The 983-nt window shown below is 29.9% G+C and carries 1 protein-coding gene; it reads left to right on the top strand.

Annotated elements, in window-relative coordinates:
* Positions 1–314: 314 nt before the first annotated feature.
* Positions 315–983 (top strand): ribonuclease III family protein (locus tag NF27_RS07615; protein ID WP_275574617.1); only part of this gene is annotated, 669 nt, incomplete at its 3' end.

Raw genomic sequence — 983 nt, 5'->3', positions numbered from 1 at the left:
AGGCAGTCTCTTGAATGGGAGTTTAAGTCTATAATTTCAATGAAGTTTGAAATGGATACTCATATTTTATATAATGCTATTATTCCTGCTTTAGGGGAGTGTAAACGTTCTATGCAGGTCGCGCAAGAGTATGATAACCCCTGTTTGCTTATGTAATATATAGTACTAATAATTTAAGAATTTTAATAGTAACTATAAAGTGTTGAGAAAATCACCATATAATTTTAATAATAATTAATTTTATAAAATAAATAATATGTATTATTTATTAAAGCTAAATTAATTAAATTCAATATTAGCAAGGTGCAACAATTATGAAAGCGACCAGAAATACCAGGGATTTTATAGGACCTGAAAAGTATAGCATCTTAGAAATAGAGCTAAAATATAAATTTAAAGATAAAGCTTTGTTAATAGAGGCATTAACAAAAACAGTAGCAAATAATATAAAATTATACCAACAGCAGCATCAAAAAACTAACGAGCGTTTAGAGTTTTTAGGAGACAGAGTATTAGAGCTTGCAGTAACAAGCTTAGTGCTTGAACAAAATCCTAAAAGTAAAAAAGGTGAGTTAAATAATAGGGTATCAAATCTGGTAAGTAACAAAGGTACATTATTAGATGTAGCGAAGAAGTTAAACCTTGGTGAATATATAATACAGAATGGTGAAATTATACATGAGGATCAAATTAACGATCGAATATTAGCTGATGCTATGGAAGCGATTATAGGAGCAATATATTTAGATAGCGGAGAAAATGAAGCGTTAATAAAAGCTTTTATCATCAGGCATTGGGAACCGCTAAAGCTAAAACCTGAAATAGAAGCATTCAAAGCAATAGAAAAGCATAACCCAAGATTATTAGACGGGCTACTTAAGACAGGTGTTAATCCAAATGTATTTGCGCGTAATGATGATGTGGGTAAATATAAGTTTCTATACGATCAAGGAAGTTTTACACTATTATATATAGCAGTAACT

It is taken from the genome of Candidatus Jidaibacter acanthamoeba (genome assembly GCF_000815465.1).
GTDB lineage: Bacteria > Pseudomonadota > Alphaproteobacteria > Rickettsiales > Midichloriaceae > Jidaibacter > Jidaibacter acanthamoebae.
Note: the sequence above shows the minus strand (reverse complement) of the source record. Positions and strands in the feature narration are given on the sequence as shown.